The organism is Flagellimonas myxillae, from assembly GCF_023502235.1.
GTDB lineage: Bacteria > Bacteroidota > Bacteroidia > Flavobacteriales > Flavobacteriaceae > Flagellimonas > Flagellimonas myxillae.
In genome coordinates, this window is the sequence record NZ_JAMFLY010000001.1 from 1,788,952 (window position 1) to 1,802,837 (window position 13,886).

13 protein-coding genes are annotated in these 13,886 nt (G+C 41.1%); 6 read left to right on the forward strand and 7 right to left on the reverse strand.

Annotated features, from left to right (window positions below):
* Nucleotides 1-91: 91 nt before the first annotated feature.
* Nucleotides 92-1,927: a 30S ribosomal protein S1 gene (rpsA, locus tag M3P07_RS08005; protein ID WP_249969353.1), complete on the reverse strand. Its 1,836-nt coding sequence runs from the start codon at nt 1,925-1,927 to the stop codon at nt 92-94.
* A gap of 262 nt (nt 1,928-2,189) precedes the next feature.
* Here rpsA and M3P07_RS08010 point away from each other — a divergent pair, with 262 nt between their 5' ends.
* Nucleotides 2,190-2,570: a LysM peptidoglycan-binding domain-containing protein gene (locus M3P07_RS08010; RefSeq protein ID WP_249969354.1), complete on the forward strand. Its 381-nt coding sequence runs from the start codon at nt 2,190-2,192 to the stop codon at nt 2,568-2,570.
* Nucleotides 2,571-2,599: 29 nt separating this feature from the next.
* Here the strand turns inward: M3P07_RS08010 and M3P07_RS08015 are convergent, their stop codons facing one another.
* Nucleotides 2,600-3,547 (reverse strand): GlxA family transcriptional regulator, encoded by a 948-nt coding sequence (locus M3P07_RS08015; protein ID WP_249969355.1) that lies wholly within the window; start codon nt 3,545-3,547, stop codon nt 2,600-2,602.
* A 75-nt stretch (nt 3,548-3,622) separates the two neighbouring features.
* Entirely contained in the window at nt 3,623-5,092 is a 1,470-nt protein-coding gene (locus M3P07_RS08020) for an MBL fold metallo-hydrolase (RefSeq protein WP_249969356.1), read from the reverse strand.
* A gap of 255 nt (nt 5,093-5,347) precedes the next feature.
* On the opposite strand from M3P07_RS08020, the gene M3P07_RS08025 reads away from it, so the two are divergent.
* A complete protein-coding gene (locus tag M3P07_RS08025; RefSeq protein WP_249969357.1) occupies nt 5,348-6,118 on the forward strand; it encodes a hypothetical protein in 771 nt (256 codons plus the stop codon).
* A gap of 101 nt (nt 6,119-6,219) precedes the next feature.
* Here the strand turns inward: M3P07_RS08025 and M3P07_RS08030 are convergent, their stop codons facing one another.
* The 3 genes from M3P07_RS08030 to lon all read right to left on the reverse strand — a co-directional run bounded on the left by M3P07_RS08030 (nt 6,220) and on the right by lon (nt 9,754).
* Entirely contained in the window at nt 6,220-6,414 is a 195-nt protein-coding gene (locus tag M3P07_RS08030) for a (d)CMP kinase (RefSeq protein ID WP_249969358.1), read from the reverse strand.
* Between the two features lie 153 nt (nt 6,415-6,567).
* Nucleotides 6,568-7,254, reverse strand: a complete 687-nt coding sequence (cmk, locus tag M3P07_RS08035) for a (d)CMP kinase (protein ID WP_249969359.1) — start codon at nt 7,252-7,254, stop codon at nt 6,568-6,570.
* A gap of 49 nt (nt 7,255-7,303) precedes the next feature.
* Nucleotides 7,304-9,754, reverse strand: coding sequence for an endopeptidase La (gene lon, locus M3P07_RS08040; protein WP_249969360.1), 2,451 nt, complete (start codon nt 9,752-9,754; stop codon nt 7,304-7,306).
* A gap of 379 nt (nt 9,755-10,133) precedes the next feature.
* Between lon and M3P07_RS08045 the strand changes: the two genes are divergently transcribed.
* Genes M3P07_RS08045 through M3P07_RS08060 form a run of 4 tightly spaced genes read left to right on the forward strand, consistent with a single transcriptional unit; the run spans nt 10,134 to nt 13,082 of the window.
* Nucleotides 10,134-10,691, forward strand: coding sequence for an RNA polymerase sigma factor (locus M3P07_RS08045; RefSeq protein ID WP_249969361.1), 558 nt, complete (start codon nt 10,134-10,136; stop codon nt 10,689-10,691).
* Nucleotides 10,692-10,693: 2 nt separating this feature from the next.
* Nucleotides 10,694-11,254: a hypothetical protein gene (locus M3P07_RS08050; protein ID WP_249969362.1), complete on the forward strand. Its 561-nt coding sequence runs from the start codon at nt 10,694-10,696 to the stop codon at nt 11,252-11,254.
* Nucleotides 11,235-12,326, forward strand: coding sequence for a DUF4097 family beta strand repeat-containing protein (locus M3P07_RS08055; protein ID WP_249969456.1), 1,092 nt, complete (start codon nt 11,235-11,237; stop codon nt 12,324-12,326). The genes M3P07_RS08050 and M3P07_RS08055 overlap by 20 nt, the downstream gene beginning before the upstream one ends.
* A gap of 30 nt (nt 12,327-12,356) precedes the next feature.
* On the forward strand, nt 12,357-13,082 hold the full coding sequence (locus M3P07_RS08060; protein WP_249969363.1) for a head GIN domain-containing protein: 726 nt from the start codon (nt 12,357-12,359) through the stop codon (nt 13,080-13,082).
* A 57-nt stretch (nt 13,083-13,139) separates the two neighbouring features.
* Here M3P07_RS08060 and M3P07_RS08065 read toward each other — a convergent pair whose 3' ends face one another.
* Nucleotides 13,140-13,757 (reverse strand): hypothetical protein, encoded by a 618-nt coding sequence (locus tag M3P07_RS08065; RefSeq protein ID WP_249969364.1) that lies wholly within the window; start codon nt 13,755-13,757, stop codon nt 13,140-13,142.
* Nucleotides 13,758-13,886 lie beyond the last annotated feature (129 nt).

Sequence of the window (13,886 nt, forward strand, 5' to 3'; positions counted from 1 at the left end):
AATGCAAAAGTAAACATTTCTGCAAAAGATTGGGGTACAAAAAAAGCCCCGACTGTTACCAGCGGGGCTTTTGATTTGATAGGAACTCGGATTACTTTTTCTTGGAATCCGCTTCCATTTTATCCTTCAACGCCTGTAGTTGGGCATTGGCATCGCCGAATGTAGTTTTGGTCTCCTCTGCAGAAGCCGCTGCTTTTCTTCGTGCCGCGCTAACATTGCGTTCTTCTTGCTCTCTAAAGATGGCAGTGTGGCTAGCCACAACTCTTTTGAAGTCCTTGTTGAACTCAATGATCTTGAAATCAACCTCTTCTCCCTTACCAACTTTTTTACCGTCTTCTTTTTCCATGTGTCTGGATGGAACAAATCCAACGATATCCTCATTGAAGTTGATGGTCGCGCCTTTATCAACAATTTCTGCGATAGCAGCTTTGTGGATGGTTCCTTCAGCGAACTCCTCGGCATACTTGTCCCAAGGGTTTTCTGTAGTCTGCTTGTGACCCAAGCTCAACTTACGGCCTTCAACATCCAATTCCAATACTTCTACCTCCAAGGTGTCGCCAACAGTTACGAATTCTGATGGGTGCTTGATTTTCTTGGTCCAAGAAAGGTCGGAGATATAGATCAAACCATCGATACCTTCTTCCATTTCTACGAACACACCGAAGTTGGTGAAGTTTCTAACAATTCCTTTATGTCTTGAACCTACAGGGTATTTGGAAGTAATATCGGTCCATGGGTCTGGAGTCAATTGCTTGATACCCAAGGACATTTTTCGGTCCTCGCGATCCAAGGTCAACACTACTGCTTCCACTTCGTCACCAACGTTAACGAAATCTTGGGCTGAACGCAAGTGCGTAGACCAAGACATTTCAGAAACGTGGATCAATCCTTCTACACCTTCAGCAACCTCGATAAAGGCACCGTAGTCGGCAATAACAACCACTTTTCCTTTAACCTTGTCTCCGATTTTGATCTCATCGCCCAAGGCATCCCATGGGTGCTTCTCCAATTGCTTAAGACCCAATTGGATTCTTGATTTGTTATCGTCAAAGTCAAGGATAACCACGTTCAACTTCTGATCCAACTCAACAACCTCGTTCGGGTGGTTGATTCGGCTCCAGGAAAGGTCTGTAATGTGGATCAATCCGTCTACACCTCCAAGGTCGATAAACACCCCGTAAGAAGTAACGTTCTTAACCACACCTTCCAATACTTGTCCTTTTTCAAGTTGACCGATGATTTCTTTCTTCTGCTCTTCGATATCAGCCTCGATAAGTGCTTTGTGGGAAACAACTACGTTCTTGAACTCGTGGTTGATCTTCACCACTTTGAATTCCATGGTCTTTCCAACGTACTGATCGTAATCGCGGATAGGTTTTACATCAATTTGGGAACCTGGCAAGAACGCCTCGATACCAAATACATCCACGATCATACCTCCTTTGGTTCTGCACTTTACAAAACCAGTAACAATTTCTTCCTTGTCGTGGGCCGCGTTAACACGATCCCAAGCCATGATGGTTCTTGCTTTTCTGTGTGAAAGCACCAACTGACCTGTCTTGTCTTCACGGATATCTATAAGAACCTCAACCTTGTCCCCTACTTTTAAGTCTGGGTTGTAACGGAATTCATTTAGGGAAATAACTCCTTCAGACTTAGCGTTAATGTCGATGATGGCCTCACGGTCGGTCATGTGTACCACAGTACCTTCAACCACTTCCTCATCGGCAGTATCCACAAAATTTTCCTCAACTAGTTTTTCAAACTCGTTCAGTTTGCTGTCTTCGACCTTTTCAATACCTTCTTCGTACTTCTCCCAGTCGAAGTTGTCTAAAAATTCTTGGGGGTCTTGTTGGGTTTCAACTTCTTTTACTTCTGCAGTTGCCGTAGTTTCCTCTACTTCAACTTTTGCTTTTTCTTCAGCCATGTGCTGATTAAAATTTGTATTCCACAGTTTTCAAGAGTTGGCGATACTGTGAAAGTGATTAACTATAATTTTCTCAACGTTCCCTTTTTCCTCTTGTCGTTCGCCAAAAAAGGAGTGCAAAAATACAATTAATTCCTTGTTTTACAAACCCTTATTGACACTATTTCCCATCCTCCAACAATTAATGAAAATTTAAGCTGAAATGTGACTTTTATTGATATCTTGTTTCTTAGTATTAACCATTAAAATATAAAAGAACATTATGAGTGTAAAAGCAAAATACCAAGCAGTTTTGGATCTAGGTCAGGAGTTGGCAATAAAAAACGGGGATGTATCCGAAGAAGGTGGTGTCCTTAAAATAAAAGGAGAGGCCGGCACCCAGTACGAGAAGAACGTTCTTTGGGATAAAATCAAGGAAATTGGGGGACAGAGCCCGTCTGATATCAAGGCCAATATTACTGTTACCGATGATTCCGTTTATCACAGACATACCGTAAAAAGCGGAGAGTCGTTAAGCAAAATTGCGAAGCATTACTACGGGGATCCCATGAAATACAAACAAATCTTTGAGGCGAATACCAATATCTTGAAGAACCCGGATTTAATACATCCAGATCAAGTATTGGTGATTCCGAATCTGTAATTTGTCGCTAAAATCAATTAAAAAGGCCACTATTTCAAAGTGGTCTTTTTTTGTGGCATATCACTAGGTGCCCCGCCGTAAATTTTCTTCCAAATCCTTCCCAGATTTTTGGAAGTTGAGAGACCAGAAAGCCTCGCCGACTCAGCAACGGTATTGTTTGAAAAGTGAATCAAGTTTTTAGCCAATTCAAGTTTTACAATTTGGCCAAACTCCGTTATGGTAACACCCGTTGCTTCTTTAAACTTACGGGTCAGATTGCGCGAGCTCATGTTTGCTTCCTCAGCTAGCCTGTCCAAGCTAAACTTTCTTTTAGGAAATTGTGTAAGCAGGTTCTGTACCTTATGAATTCCTCCATAGGGATGATTTCTATAATTGAAATAGGTACTTACCTGATGGTCCTCTGGATTTCTTCTATAATAAACAATTAACTTGGCAGCAACATCGGATGCTATATAGGGTCCGTAATCTTCCTCAACAAGTGCCAAGGAAAGATCTATTCCAGAGGCCACTCCAGCGCTGGTGTAAATTGGAAATTCTTTGGTATAAAGAACATCAGGGATGACATTGATCTCCTGGTAGCTTTTCTTAAAAAGTTCCTGACAAGTCCAATGGGTTGTACAGGATTTCCCATTTAATAGTCCTGCCTCCGCAAGAAAAAAAGAGCCGGTGCAGACAGAACAAATCCTTACATTTTTTTGGCAAAGTGACCGCAACCATCCCCAAAGATTCTTGGGCAAATGGTCGTAATAGCTTTGGTTAAGCAGTTCTGGCCTGGTTCCGGGGATTAAAAGCGTATCTCCCTCCTTGAGTTCAACTTCCTCAAAATACCGTAGTTCACTAAAAACAGGTCCTTGTGCCGTAACAATTCTATCTGATACACCCACAAATTCGATGTCATAATTGGCACCCGAATCATTGGCTTGATCATAGACTTGAGCGGGACCGGCCAAATCCAAAATCTGCAAACGTGGTAGCATTAGAAATACGGTTTTTGACATATTTGACTTCAGTAATACTTCAAGATAATGTTTCCTTGCCTAAAGAGAAATGCCTCATTCATCCATAAGACCTTGCATTCTTAGATATTCTGGATAGACTCCCTTGGATGATGTTTCCATCGCCTTCTGAATTGTTTTGAAAGACGTTGGCTTGACATGAGTCCCTATTATGGTAAAATAATCCAGCTTATTTGAACGAATCCAATCCAAAAAAAAGGAGAAAATATCACCCCATGGTGAAAATTCAAAAAAACTGTCGGCCTCAATCACAACTTCATCCGAATTCACTATAACATATAGCATATCATCCACATGGGGAGTCCTGCCAACATTTACCACCTTGAGCTTTACTTTCCCATCTGATATCTCCTTAAACCTCCCCGGATCAATAATTTCTACTAAACACCTTCGATTTTCTTCAGCTATATACTGACTTACCCGACCTTGGGTTTTCTTGGATGTCAATACGGTAACCCCTTCCAAATTATATCCACGTAACCCGCTAACATGATCAGTGTGATTATGACTCAGCACCACATACTTTACTGGTTTATTGGGAAAATCCTTTTTTATCAAGTGCAAGAATTTATTGGTGATTCCAGGACTAAGCATGGCATCATAGACCAATATAAAATTGGGAAAAACAACAAATGAAATATTGTAGAGCTGCCCGCCCAGACCCTGATATTGAAATACATTTTTAGATACGGCTTTCAACACCCATGAATCCTTATCAAATAAGGATAAATCTTTATCCAATCTAAAGGTATCTTCCAACAATTTATCAGACTGGATTCGTTTTATAGTTCTTATCTGTCGCTTCACATCATCAACATATTGTTCAATACTATTAGGCACCTTAAATCCGTGCAAATTAATTCTTTTACCATAAGAAATGGTATTCTGTCTCTTACCGCTTATAAGGTCATTGGTCACCCAGCTCACCTTTTGAAGCATATTGGAGTCATTGATATAAAGTCTCCTCCTCAATCCATTAAAGGTCAACTCAATAATCTCTTGGCTCTGCTCAGGTTTGCCAATATATGACAGTCCTAGATTTTCATCATCCAATTTGGACAGCCACAGACCAGGGATATTCATACAATCGTCCTTAGTATTTTCAAATGGGTTGCTCGCTGAATTGTACTTCCTCATTTGAGTGGTTATGTAATAGGAGGTACCTTTATGATTGAGTTCTTCAAACCGAAGGTCATGACCACCATGATATAATGCCCGGGTGTAGTTCCTATATTTTTTATTTTCAAAGTCGTAGAACCAATGACCTATAAAAGTTTCTTTGGAATCTTCAATTTTGACCTTTTTGGTCATATCATAAGCTTGTCGTGGGTTATTGTTCAAGCCTATTAAGGTGAAGCTTACTTTTTGAACTCCTTTATACCATTCTGAATTCTCAACTTCCTTCAAGCTTTTAAATAAGGTCACAGCTTGCTGTTGGTCCCTTTTATGGGAAATATCCTGACCTATTGCATAGTAAGTAAGTATGCATTGAATGAGTAGGATCAACCCCAGAGATTTACCATGGAACATCATAGAATTTTCAATTTATCCTAAGGCTAAAACTATTCAAAAAACAAGCTCGAAAAAGGACAAATGATACTCGGATATGGCCAAAATCCATATATCTCAGAGGCTCGAAAACTATAATTCGTTAACCTATGGAGGTGGAATTGATAAAATTATTCGCCTGAGGCCTCACCGTTAAAAAATGAAGAAATATTCCCCATCCATCAACTCAAATGGGGCATTCGTCAATTTGGGATGGATTTTCGTGGTGAAATCTATGAACTTCGTATTTCAAAGGATATCAAAAATCAAAAAGAGTGCTTACCCATTTTGCTAGATATAAAGACTTTGAAAACAATATTAACAACCATACTATTTTTCTGCTTTATCACCATTTGTATTGGGCAGAACTCCATAAACTGTCTTCCTGATAAGGGAATAAAAACAGCCAAAACATTTGCAAAACTTGAGGCAGAAAGTATCGGAAATCCATATAAAATACACTATAGAGAAATAATGTATGACTTGAGTGGGAGACCAGTTTTAATTAGAGATAGTCGTGATGGAACCGAGCATATGAGAGAATATAAAAATGGGAAATTGCATTCGATAATTTCTTCAAGAAAAATGCTTCCTGATTTTTATTCAATTGAGAAATTATATTCTTTAATCCAAACCGCAAGCGCAGTAATCGATACTGCATTTGTTGCTCGATATCATTCAGATGGGGAGTTGGCTGAATTAAAGCACCCTAATGGGGACTACCAATTATTTGAATATAATGGTTGCAATAAAGAACTACATACGTTTCTTTCTAATAAAAGCGATACAATTCATCAATATCAAACGACTTTCAAAAACGGAGTTGTAATAAAAACAATTTGGACACCATTCCTACCCGTTAAATCTAAAGTAATAACAGACTATTATGACTATGAGTTTAACAAATATGGACATTGGACAAAAAGAAAATACAAACACATCAAAGGTGAAGTGATTGAATGGAGAAAATTAACATACCACTAGGTAACAACTTACCTTACAATGACTAAAAAAAAGTCCCTCTACACAAAGGGAACACTTTTTAGCTTTGCGATAAGTGTATTCAAAAACTAGATAACCAAAATCTAACCCGTTTTCGCTATAACCCTTAAAGCAAAATCATGTATCCGTTCAAACTGCTCCTCCAATCCCATATCGCTATTGTCAAATTCTATGGCATCCTCGGCTTTGCGAAATGGCGAGACCTCTCGGGTGGAATCTATAAAATCCATTTTCTGGATGTTTTCAACCATTCCCTCTTGGCGTACAAATTCGCTCATCAATCAACTCAAATGGGGCATTCGTCAATTTGGGAAGATTTCTATTCCTAAAAAATTTGCATTTCACAATGCATGCTATAAAATCATATAAACGATTTAAGCTAAATGGTAAGTGAGCACCAAAAAACTCATTTGGGGTCGGAACTTCTACTCCTAATTTACAATCACTCTTTGTGCTAAATCGTAGATCCTTTCAAACTGCTCCTCCAAGCCCATATCGCTGTTATCAAATTCAATGGCATCTTCTGCTTTTCGTAAAGGGGAGACTTCTCGGGTGGAATCTATAAAATCTCTTTTCTGGACGTTTTCCAGCACCTCTTCATACGAGACTATTTCCCCACGATCTAAAAGTTCCTTATAACGTCGAGTTGCTCTGGCTTTGGGGGAGGCTGTCATGTAGATCTTCAGCTCCGCATCCGGAAAAACGACCGTACCAATATCCCTGCCATCCATTACAAGCCCTTTATCCTTGCCCATTTGTTGCTGCATCTCCACCAACTTGTGGCGAACCTCTGGAATTGTGGCCACCTTGCTAACAAAACTGGAAACCTGCATGGCCCTTATCTCCCGCTCAACGTTTTCGCCGTTCAGGTACATTTCGGACATCCCAAGTTTTTGGTTGGGAATAAACTTCAGATCAATCTTTGGCAAGTCCACAATCAAGGACTGGATATCTTCATTTTCACCAATATAATTTTGATTTAAGGCATACAAAGTAACAGCTCGGTACATGGCCCCAGTGTCCACATAAATATAGTTGAGGGCATTGGCCAGTTTTTTGGCAATTGTACTCTTGCCCGTGGAAGAATAGCCATCAATGGCTATGGTTATTTTTCCCATGTTTCAAAAATAGATAGAAATGCAGAAAGTTCCTGTACCTTAAGTCTAATTAAAGGGTCTTGGCATTTTTCACTTTTCGATTGGTCACGGCAATGTCGATAACCTCACTCATATCCGATACATAGTGGAAGGTAAGACCTTTGAGATAATCTTGTTTGATTTCCTCAATGTCCTTGCGGTTGTCCTCGCACAAAATGATCTCCTTGATTTTGGCCCGTTTTGCGGCAAGAATCTTCTCTTTGATCCCACCGACTGGAAGTACTTTGCCCCTAAGGGTGATCTCCCCCGTCATGGCCAAACTCTTTTTCACCTTTCGCTGCGTGAATAGCGATACCAAAGAAGTCAACATGGTGATACCTGCACTTGGACCATCTTTGGGCGTTGCCCCTTCCGGAACATGGATATGCACATTGTACTTATCAAAAACATCTGGATTAATGCCAAAGGTTGCCGCGTTCGACTTAATGTATTCCATGGCAATTGTAGCGGACTCCTTCATCACCTTTCCCAAATTTCCGGTAATGTTCAATGCTCCCTTGCCCTTGGACAAAATCGATTCGATAAACAGAATATCCCCGCCTACGCTGGTCCAGGCCAAACCTGTCACCACTCCGGCCACATCATTATTTTCATACTTATCACGTTCCAAACGGGCAGGACCAAGAACTTTTTCAACATCTTCGTTGGTTACCTTGATGTTATATTCCTCTTCTATGGCAATGGATTTGGCAGCATAACGTACCATTTTGGCCAATTGCTTTTCCAAACTCCTCACCCCAGATTCCCGTGTATACCCTTCCACAATCTTTTCCAATTGGGGCTTTCCAATCTTCAAATCTTTAGCCGTAAGACCGTGTTCCTTTAACTGCTTGGGCAGCAAGTGCTTTTTGGCGATCTCCACCTTTTCCTCAATGGTATATCCCGTTACATTGATGATTTCCATCCGATCCCTTAAGGCGGGTTGAATGGTTCCCAAATTATTTGCAGTGGCAATAAACATGACCTTGGATAGGTCGTATCCCATTTCCAGGAAGTTATCATAGAATTCGCTGTTCTGTTCTGGGTCCAGAACCTCCAACATAGCAGAAGAAGGGTCTCCCTGATGACTGTTGGAAAGCTTGTCAATTTCATCCAAAATAAAAACCGGATTGGAGGTGCCTGCTTTCTTCAAACTTTGAACGATCCTACCGGGCATGGCCCCAATATATGTTTTCCGATGCCCCCGTATTTCGGCCTCATCCCTTAATCCACCTAAAGACATACGCACGTACTCCCTGCCCAGAGCCTCTGCCACAGATTTCCCCAAGGAGGTTTTTCCAACCCCCGGAGGGCCATATAAACAAAGTATGGGAGATTTCATGTCGTTTCGCAGTTTCAGCACTGCCAAATACTCAATGATCCTACGTTTTACATCTTCCAGACCGTAATGGTCGCGATCCAAAATTTGCTGGGCCCGCTTTAAATCGAACTTGTCTTTGGAAAACTCGTTCCAAGGTAGGTCCAAAAACAAATCCAGGTAGTTTCTTTGGATGGAATATTCGGCTACCTGTGGGTTCATTCGTTGCATTTTGGACAGTTCCTTTTCAAAATGCTCCTTGACCTTTTTGTCCCATTTTTTCTTCTTGGCCTTGGCGCGCATTTCATCCACTTCCTCCTCATAGGAAATACCACCCAGTTCCTCTTGAATGGTTTTCATTTGTTGGTGAAGAAAATACTCCCGCTGTTGCTGGTCCATATCATTCCGAACCTTGGACTGAATGTCATTTTTCAGCTCCAATTTTTGAAGTTCCATATTCATGTACTTCAAGGTGGTCAATGCCCTTTCCTGTAGATTTGGAATTTCCAAAATCTTTTGTTTCTCGGCCACACTCAAATTAAGGTTGGAGGATACAAAGTTGATCAAGAACGAGTTGCTCTGGATGTTCTTTATGGCAAATGTGGCTTCGCTGGGGATATTGGGGTTGTCCTTGATGATCTTAAAAGCCAACTCCTTAATGGAGTCGATAATGGCGGCAAACTCTTCACTGCTTTCTTCCGGTCTTTCTTCCAAAGCCTCACGAACGGTTGCCGTGAAATAAGGTTGCTCCGTAATCACCTCGGAAATCTCAAAACGTTTCTTTCCCTGTATGATCACCGTAGTGTTTCCATCTGGCATTTGAAGCACCCGCAATATTCGAGCAACCGTACCCAGGGTATTGATATCCTCCACACCCGGGTTCTCAGTTTCCTCATCTTTCTGGGACACCACACCTATGGTCTTGGACCCGTTGTTGGCATCCTTGATCAAATTGATGGATTTATCCCTTCCGGCGGTAATGGGGATTACCACCCCTGGAAAGAGCACTGTGTTCCGTAATGGAAGTACAGGAAGGGTTTCGGGAAGGACCTCTCGGTTCATCTCCTCCTCGTCCTCGGGGGTCAACAAGGGTATCAGTTCGGCATCTTCCTCCAGTCCTTGCAGTGATATATTGTCAAAAGTTGAAATTTTTATTTCTCCCATATCTAATTTTCGGTCATTTTGTCATCAATGACATAAATCTTCAGTTCATTCAATGTTCCAGACCCCATCAAACTGTGCAAAAATAGCTATTAACTAGGGGGTTGGACCCATATTCATTGCTATAAGGGCAATTCCTGTGCCAAGCTGGTTTGCGGGTTTATGGTTATTGATTACTCATTATTAATTACTGATTACTGATTATTGGTTATTGGTTATTGGCTATTGATAATTGATAATTGGTTATTGGTAATTGGTTATTGATAATTGGTTATTGATAATTGGTTATTGATAATTGGTAATTGTTTATTGATTAATAAAAATTCAATAAAAGTGTAACAATTGATAAATTCAACAATCTATAAGACAAACCATTCATTTTTTGAGCCACCAAAATGAACATATTGATGCGCTGCTTCAATCGTGCCTAGCAGGTAAACAAAGTGCACAGATGGAGATTTACAACCGCTATTACCGGGCCATGTACAATACATCGTTCAGGATTGTAAAAAACTCCGCCGAAGCCGAAGATGTGATGCAGGAATCGTTTTTGAATGCGTTTACGAAGCTGCACACCTTTAAAGGGGACGTCACCTTTGGGGCATGGCTGAAGCGTATTGTGATAAACAACAGCATCTATCATTACAAAAAACAACAGAAGTCAAAAGCTGTTGATTTGGATGATGTAATGTACAAGGTCGAAGATAATGACGGAGTTGATCTTGATCACAATGGTTATACAGAACTGAAGGCTCAAAAAGTGATGGAGACCATGAAAAGTTTGAAAGACAATTACAGAGTTTCTTTGACCTTACATTTAATTGAAGGGTACGATTATGAAGAAATCAGTGAGATCATGAACATTAGTTATGCCAATTGCAGAACCACGATTTCCAGGGCTAAAGAAAGTCTAAGAAAGAAATTGATAGTAAACGTTTGATTATGGAAAATGATAATCTAGACAAGTTGTTCGAAAGACTACAAGGCAGTTTTGACCTTGAGGAACCCCAGCTCGGGCACCAAGACCGATTTTTCGAAAAATTAAATCAGGTCAAAGGTGTAACCTCCTTGCGATCCAAGAAGTCCAATTGGTGGAAGCCATTGTCCATTGCCGCATCCGTAGCCTTCCTTTGTCTGCTTGGTGTACAGGTATTCAGTACCCGTCCCAGTATTAAGGAACAGGTTGTGGAGATTGCCCCGGAAGTGTCGCAGACCGAGTTTTACTTTGTAAACCTTATTGAGGAACAAGTGCAGCTCCTGAAGGATGAAAAATCCCCAGAGACCGCCAAGCTTGTCGACGATACCCTGGTGCAATTGGAAAAACTGGAAGCGGACTATGACACCTTGGAACAAGAACTTGTGAACGGTGGCAACAGCAAAATTATCCTGAATGCCATGATCACCAATTTCCAGACCCGAATTGATTTGATAAAAGAAGTATTGACCAATATTGAAAACATTAAGAATATAAAATCACATTATGATGAGAACTTTACGATATAAGTATGTCTTTTTGACATTAGCCCTACTCCCACTTTTATTGGTTGCCGGAACTGGTAAACCCACAGGGAAGTACACCAAGGAAAAGACCATTAAAAAAGAGTTCAGTGTTAACTCGGATGCCCTTTTTAAGGTGCATAACAGCTACGGGAACCTGAACATCACCTCTTGGAACGAAAACAAGATCGTGATTGAGGTGCACATCAAAACCAATGGCAACAATGAGGAAAAAGTGGAAAAGCGATTGGACGAAATTGATGTGGATTTTGAAACCAGCAGCAGTTTGGTATCGGCCAGAACCCGATTCGGCGATGGCGGTAAAAACTGGGGATGGAACTGGGGGAAACGCAACAACGTGAACGTACAGGTAAACTATACGGTAAAAATCCCGGTAAAGAACAGCGTAAACCTAAACAACGATTACGGAAACATTTATGTAGATCGTGTGGACGGGCATGCCAAAATTAATTGTGACTATGGTAAAATAGATATAGGCGAGCTTCGGGGAAGAAACAACGAACTACGCTTTGATTACACCAGCAGGTCCAATTTTGAATACATCAACAGTGCGGAAATTATTGCGGATTATTCCGGATTTACGGTGGAAAAGGCCGGTGATCTTACCATTAAAGCGGATTACACCAACAGTGTGGTGAAGGAAATGGAAAATTTGGAATATGCCAGTGATTATGGCTCCCTTGAAGTGGGCAATGTGGGCAATGTAAATGGAAATGGGGATTATGTAAGTGTAAAACTGGGTACGGTACACGGCAACGTAAACATAACTTCGGACTATGGCTCCCTAAAAATAGGACAGATGGCCGAAGACGCTGGAAATATCGATATCAGAACGGATTATACCGGAACCAAGATTGGTTACCACCCCAACTATCACTTCAATTTTGAGATATCGGCCGAGTATGCCGGGGTAAGTGGTAAGGAACCCTTCGAAATCAACATCAGCAAGGAGAAAACCGGAGAAAAATATTATAAGGGATATTACGGTAGCGAAAACTCCGGAAATACCGTTAATATTACCACGGACTACGGTGGAATAACCTTTCACCAAAACTGAAAATCAAAAAACAAAAATTAAAACACGATCATGAAAAAACTAATCACATTGACACTGGCACTATCCATGGTGGCAGTCACGAACGCCCAGTGGGGCAAGCGAGTTAAAGGCAACGGCAATGTTGTTACCATAGAACGTTCTGTGGGCGATTACGACGAAGTGGCCATGGCTGGATGGTTCAACCTGGAACTTGTTGCCGGTACCGAGGGAGAAATAACCCTAAAAGGGGAATCCAATCTTTTGGAACACATTAAAACCGAAGTGAAAAACGGAAAATTGGTCATTAAGCAAGAACGGGGTGTCAATCTAAGACCCTCTAGCTGGAATTCTGGAATTGTGGTGACGGTTCCCGTCAAAGATATCAATGCTGTCTCTCTATCTGGGTCAGGAGATATTGTTGGGCACACCACTTTAAAAGCAGATGATTTCCATGCTAGCATGTCCGGTTCTGGAGATGTAAGCCTTACCGTGGAAGCACAGAATGTAAGTGCTTCGCTTTCGGGATCGGGAGACATTAATCTGGAGGGAAAAACTACCGATTTAAACGTGCAGGTTTCCGGTTCTGGTGATGTTAAGGCCTATGACCTTGAAGCGGAATTTGTTACCGCCCAGGTTTCTGGTTCTGCGGATATAAAGGTAACCGCCAACCAATCCATAGATGCTAGGGTATCGGGATCAGGGGACATCAGTTACCGCGGAAATCCCAAAAAAATCAACAGCAAATCATCCGGGTCTGGAGATATATCCAAGGGATAGATACTACGAGTTTATTCCAATCAAAAAACCAAAACCCTGTAGCTACTGCAGGGTTTTTTAGTTGTAGTTCTTTATTTCTTCGGAATATCTTGAGGCGTTGGAGAGGATTCTCACCAAAGCCTCCTCTGGTTGGGAAACGCTTCTGGGGGCGTTAACAAATTTGTCACCGGAGTTGAGCCAAATGGCAAGCCCATCATACGATATTTTTCTTGTTACAACCATCGGAACCTTCTTCCGTTTGTTGAACCCCTTTTTGGTTTGTGCCAAAATATTGGCATCAGCGGTCCAATCCCCCCAGCACAATTCTCCATCATCCAAGCTGAAGTTATCATCCAGCCCCTCCAACAATGGATTTGTTGAGTGCTCTGGTACGATTTCGACGTCGATGGGGGCATCGAGTCGTCTAAAATTGTTCAGTTGACATCCATAAACTTTTTGCAAGGCAAAGTTCCTGCATCTTCTATAGATAATATCGTGGGTTCCTACCAAGGTACCTCCTTCTTTTAAATGGTTCAGTAATTTGCTCTGGATCAGTTTTCTTTCCTTCGGAAGTTCAGAAAATTTGGTCACATCCGTAACAAACAGGATAATCAGGTTCACATACTTTTTCCCAATGGGGTAAAACAACAAATCCCGGGGTTCGTCAATCACGCAGTACAAATAATCCGGGTTCATGCTTTTGAGTTTCTCACAGATTTTCTCACTGTGCATAAGGTGGTCATCATTCCAAACAATCACCATTTTTTTTCTCAGAAGTAAGGATTTTAATTTTCTTGCCGTAACACTAAAGAAATAAATATTGGA